The 4986-nt window shown below is 49.6% G+C and carries 5 protein-coding genes; 3 read left to right on the top strand and 2 right to left on the bottom strand.

Going from position 1 to position 4986, the window contains the following annotated elements:
* Positions 1 to 551, bottom strand: a 551-nt coding sequence (locus MHN01_RS16420) for a 3-oxoacid CoA-transferase subunit A (protein ID WP_239412326.1), incomplete at its 3' end; no start/stop codon positions are given.
* Between the two features lie 36 nt (positions 552 to 587).
* Positions 588 to 1802 (bottom strand): acetyl-CoA C-acetyltransferase, encoded by a 1215-nt coding sequence (locus MHN01_RS16415; RefSeq protein WP_239412325.1) that lies wholly within the window; start codon positions 1800 to 1802, stop codon positions 588 to 590.
* A 200-nt stretch (positions 1803 to 2002) separates the two neighbouring features.
* Between MHN01_RS16415 and MHN01_RS16410 the strand changes: the two genes are divergently transcribed.
* The 3 genes from MHN01_RS16410 to MHN01_RS16400 all read left to right on the top strand — a co-directional run bounded on the left by MHN01_RS16410 (position 2003) and on the right by MHN01_RS16400 (position 4823).
* Positions 2003 to 2920 (top strand): TIM barrel protein, encoded by a 918-nt coding sequence (locus MHN01_RS16410; protein WP_239412324.1) that lies wholly within the window; start codon positions 2003 to 2005, stop codon positions 2918 to 2920.
* Positions 2921 to 2925: 5 nt separating this feature from the next.
* Positions 2926 to 3675 (top strand): sulfite exporter TauE/SafE family protein, encoded by a 750-nt coding sequence (locus tag MHN01_RS16405; protein ID WP_239412323.1) that lies wholly within the window; start codon positions 2926 to 2928, stop codon positions 3673 to 3675.
* A gap of 278 nt (positions 3676 to 3953) precedes the next feature.
* Positions 3954 to 4823: a hypothetical protein gene (locus MHN01_RS16400; protein WP_239412322.1), complete on the top strand. Its 870-nt coding sequence runs from the start codon at positions 3954 to 3956 to the stop codon at positions 4821 to 4823.
* The last annotated feature ends 163 nt before the right edge of the window (positions 4824 to 4986 follow it).

The raw sequence follows: 4986 nt of genomic DNA, 5'->3' as shown, positions 1-4986 counted from the left end.
ACGGTATCTGCTGCTGTTGCCATCCGCGGGTTGAAGTTTTGTGTGGTTCGCTTGTAGAAAACATTGCCTTTGGTGTCGACAACCGAGCCCCGGATCAGGGCAAGATCGGCGCGGATCGGTTTTTCCAGCAGGAAGTCAGTGCCGTCAATATTGATGACCTGCTTGTTCTCGGCGACAAGCGTGCCGAGACCTGTAGGGGTGAGAACACCGCCAAGGCCCGCTCCGCCAGCACGGATACGCTCGGCCAGGGTGCCTTGTGGTACCAATTCGACGTCCAGGGTACCGGTGTTCATCTGGTTACCTGTTTCGGGGTTCAGGCCGATATGGGAGGCGTAGAGCTTGGAAACACGTTTTGCCTTGATCAGTCGCCCGGAGCCTGTTTCAGGCGTACCGGTATCGGTGCTGATCAGCGTTATGTTGCTGATATTGTTTTCTAACAACAGATCAATCAGGCCTTCGGGTGCCCCATTGGCCATAAAGCCACCGATCATAATGGTCATATTGTCATGCAGCAGCTCGGCAATGCCTGACTTTGAAATGGATTTTTTCATTGTGTAATCCTTATATTTTTTGAGTTAGGGACACAGTTAGGCTTGTTGGCAGCGTTTAATAATTACCGCTGTTCCCATTCCGCCACCGATGCACAGTGCTGCCAGCCCATATTGAAGCTCTTGGCGTTGAAGCTGGTAGAGCAGCGTGGTGAGGATCCGGTTACCTGATGCGCCTAGAGGGTGGCCGAGGGCGATGGCACCACCGCTCAAATTGGTTCTTTCGGTGATCCATGCTTGAGAGACATCATGTTGCTCGGATAGCTGTTTGATAACTCCCAGAGCCTGGGCGGCAAAGGCTTCATTGAGTTCAAAACAGTCAATGTCGGAGAGGGACAGGTTGGCTTTTTGCAGTACGTTGGCAATAGCAGGTACAGGCCCTAGCCCCATAACCTGAGGGGATACGCCAGCCTGTGCGTATTCAATTACTTCAGCAATAGGTTGGAGCTGATAGCGCTCAACGGCCGTTCTCGAGGCCAGAATGAGTGCCGATGCGCCATCATTAATACCCGAGGCATTGCCAGCCGTCACGCTGCCGTCTTGCTTGAAGGCCGGACGAAGGGCTTGTAGACCTTCCCTGGATGAATTGGCTTTCGGGTATTCATCCAGTTCAACCATGTACTGTTTTCGGCGTGAGACAACAGAGACAGGTTCTATTTCACCCTGGAAGGAACCGGCTTCTTGCGCGGCTATTGCTTTTTGTTGGCTTGCAAGGGCGAAGTCGTCTTGTTGCTCTCGGGAAATGCTAAGTTGGGCTGCAATGTTTTCGGCCGTGATCCCCATGTGATATTGATTAAACACATCGGTTAGCCCGTCTTTGATAATGGTGTCTTCAAGGCTCAAATTACCCATTCTGATACCGGTGCGAACCTGGGACGGAGCAACAAAAGGTGCCTGGGACATACTTTCCATTCCGCAGGCCATTACAATTTCTGCATCGCCGGCACGAATGTGACTGGCAGCATCCATCACCGTCTTCATGCCGCTACCGCAAATCATATTGAGGGTATAGGCAGGCACGGTCTCCGGAATGCCTGCTGCAATGGCAGCTTGTCGGCCCGGTCCCATTCCTATACCTGCACTGAGTACATTACCGACAATCACCTCGTCGATAAGGCTGGGATCAAGCTGACACTGGTTTAAAGCCCCGCGCATGGCCGTTGCGCCAAGCTCTGGTGCCGATAGAGGAGAGAGCGAGCCATTAAAGCTACCGATGGGGGTACGCTTGGCAGCAACGATATAGAGAGGTTCCATAGACTTATATCCTGTCAAATTGCTTTTCAGTGTGGTTTCAGTCTACGAGTGAGCGAAGTGCGAGTGTTATAGCCAAAGATTCAAAACCGTTTTGCATATATGCAATACCAAGGTGAGCTATACATCACGTATTTTCTGGGCACTTCATTCTAGGCTATGCATAATTTCTCAATTTTATGAATGATAAGAAGGGTATACCTATGAGTAACTTAATTGCATGTGCGCCATGCTGCTGGGGGGTAGAGTCTGTCGACAACCCCTATAACCCCTCGTGGATGGATGTGTTGTCTGAAGCCAAGCAGGCGCGGTTTGTCGGTACCGAACTCGGGCCATATGGCTACTTGCCGCTGGAGGCCGACACGCTCAATACTGCTCTGCATCTAAAAGGGTTGGAAGTGTGTGCCGGTACTATTTTTGAGCCGTTGTCAGACGCGGAAAAGCAGGCCGATATTTTAGAAAAAACTAAGCAGCTTTGTACGTTGCTTCAGCAAATTGGTACTGAAAGGCTGGTGGTCATCGACTGCGTGAATGATATTCGCAGCCACTATGCCGGTATTAGCGACGAATCTCCGCGTTTGGACGATGCCCGTTGGACGCAGATGATGGAGACGATCCGCAAGATCAGTAAAATCGCCAAGCAACACCAGATCCGGGCTGTCGTGCATCCTCACGCCGGTGGTTATATCGAATATCAGGATGAGATAGAGCGTATGCTGGCAGATCTTTCTCATGACGAGGTAGGGTTATGCCTTGATACCGGTCATCTTTATTATGCAGGCATGGATCCCGCAACCAGCCTGGTGAAATATGCCGAGCGTCTAGATTATGTGCATTTCAAAGATGTCGATGCCGCGAAACTCTATCAGGCCGTTGAGAAAAGAGTCGGATTCTGGCAAGCCTGTGCAGACGGGGTGATGTGCCCACTTGGAGAGGGGGCGGTTAACTACGATGAAGTTAGCCAGGCCTTGCAGGAAATTGGTTACAAGGGCTGGATTGCAGTTGAGCAGGAAAGGGATCCTCGCCAAGCCGCAACAACCTTGCCTGATCTTAAAAAGAGTCGCAAATTCCTGGTAGACAAAGGTTTTGTTGCTAGCTATTCAGGTAAGTACGAGCATTAATAACAATGATAGTGACCGATCCTTGGTTTTATCTTACTGCCGTACCTGCTGTATTGATATACGGGATCGGTAAGGGTGGATTGGGCGGCGCTCTGGGGATTATTGCTGTTCCCCTGATGGCGCTGGTCGTTTCTCCAACTCAGGCCGCTGCTATTTTATTGCCTATATTGTGTGTGATGGATTTCTTTGCCGTAAAACAACACTATAGGAACGCAGATTACGCTGTATTGAAAAGAATGCTGCCGGGATCGCTACTTGGGATCTTATTGGCCGGACTATTTTTGAGCGTGACACCGGAAGGTGGACTGAAGCTGCTTATCGGTGGCTTGTCGCTTCTGTTTTGCGTTCAGTATGTATTACAGCGTGAGGCGGCTCAGCAACCGACCGGAACGATAGGTGCCTGGTGGTGGAGTTCACTGGGAGGCTTCTCGAGTACGGCAATCCACGCTGGTGGTGGTCCTGCCAGTATTTATTTGCTCCCGCTTCGGCTCGACAAGATCACCCTCATCGCCACGATGGCAGTACTCTTTGCCATCATCAACCTGTTCAAACTTATACCCTACGCGATGCTCGGAGAGTTCGATACCACAAACCTGATGACCGCAATGCTCTTGATTCCGCTGGCACCTGTCGGTGTATACATGGGCGTCTGGCTGTTACACCGTGTTAGTCAGGAATGGGTGTATCGGCTGTGCTACATTTTTCTGTTTGTTTCTGGATTGAAGCTTTTGATAGATGGTCTGCTGGCCTCGTAAGTTAAGACTCTCAACCAGAGGGTAAACTGCTCTGCTGGGGGAGGTTAAAGAACTCAGTTAAAGGTTACTGCCTGTCATAGCTAACCAACTCATGGGTCTGCTGATTGCTTTGTTTGCTCATATAAACACGGTGAATTAATATCCTTCACTCTGTGCCTTTTAAAGAATTAAAGTCGACAGAGTTCATACATTTCAATACAAAGTCTTACTTGTTGGCCTGAGTCCATCTCTCTATATTCCACGTCCATATAAAACAATACTAATATTTGGAGAAAGTAGTGAATAAGAAGCGGGCTTTATTATGCGGATTGGTGGCATTGGCATCCTCCTTGGCGGGTTGTTCGCGTAATGTGATTAATCAGAGCGAGTTGGCGTCAGTTAACCGCGTTGCCGTTGTAATGTATTCGGTACCGGCAACCATAGTTGCAGACTCACGCAAACCGGAAGAAATTGCTGAAGACAAAGGGCAGGTGATCGATGCGTTCAGTCTAGCCAGCAGCATGCTGGAAGGCACTGCCAAGTCGGTGGTAAATGCCTTTGATTCAACATCTCATGTCCAGAAAGAAATATCTGGCACGCAGGCGGCCAACATTTCATTGGCAGCGATGATTAATGAGTTGAGTACAGAGAATCAATGGTCCTTTGTATTGCCTACGGAAGTGGCTGCCAATGAGGTTTATCAGCAACAGAGTCTGCTACTGGCAAACAGTCAGCGTTTTAAACTGGAGTCTTCAACACGCCGCGCTGCGGGTGTGCCAACTGGCTACATCAATTTGGGGCTGCCACACGGGCACGGTGAAGTGATGACTTACCAGGATACGACTGAATTCAAGGCCTGGGCGGCTAAAGTGACGCGTGCGCTCAATGTAGATGCTGTCATCGTTGCGAGTGATACCGGTTATGCCACAGACGGTAAGAGTCTGTTCCGCGGTGGTGCTTGTATCACCAAATCAGCCATGCATTACGCTATGTTTAATGTAAACGGTGAGCAGATTGTTGATACCCGTGTTAGCTTCGAAGAGGCCCCTGTGATCGAACAATCGGGTTGTGTCAGTGGTAGCTTCTATAAGTCTGATTACAAAGGTGCTCTGGTTATTCACGGTACCGAACAAGGTCGTGTGATCGCTGAAAAGCTGAGAAAAAGCTAATACCAATCTGCTTTAATTGCAAAAAGGGGAACCTGTCTAGCGGGTTCTCCTTTTTTATTTAAACCAAGAGGCTACAGACAATATAGCCTGCTTAGATACCGTGATTACCAAGCAGGAAGGATTTAAAGTGATTAGCCACGGCTGAAGCACTTGTGACTGGGTG

The organism is Photobacterium sp. OFAV2-7, from assembly GCF_022347985.1.
Classification (GTDB): Bacteria; Pseudomonadota; Gammaproteobacteria; order Enterobacterales; family Vibrionaceae; genus Photobacterium.
Note: the sequence above shows the minus strand (reverse complement) of the source record. Positions and strands in the feature narration are given on the sequence as shown.

Bases quoted from the DNA above. Each gene is read 5' to 3' on its own strand.
- MHN01_RS16405 (WP_239412323.1), top strand. From the start codon at position 2,926: ATGATAGTGACCGATCCTTGGTTTTATCTTACTGCCGTACCTGCTGTA.
- MHN01_RS16410 (WP_239412324.1), top strand. From the start codon at position 2,003: ATGAGTAACTTAATTGCATGTGCGCCATGCTGCTGGGGGGTAGAGTCT.
- MHN01_RS16415 (WP_239412325.1), bottom strand. From the start codon at position 1,802: ATGGAACCTCTCTATATCGTTGCTGCCAAGCGTACCCCCATCGGTAGC.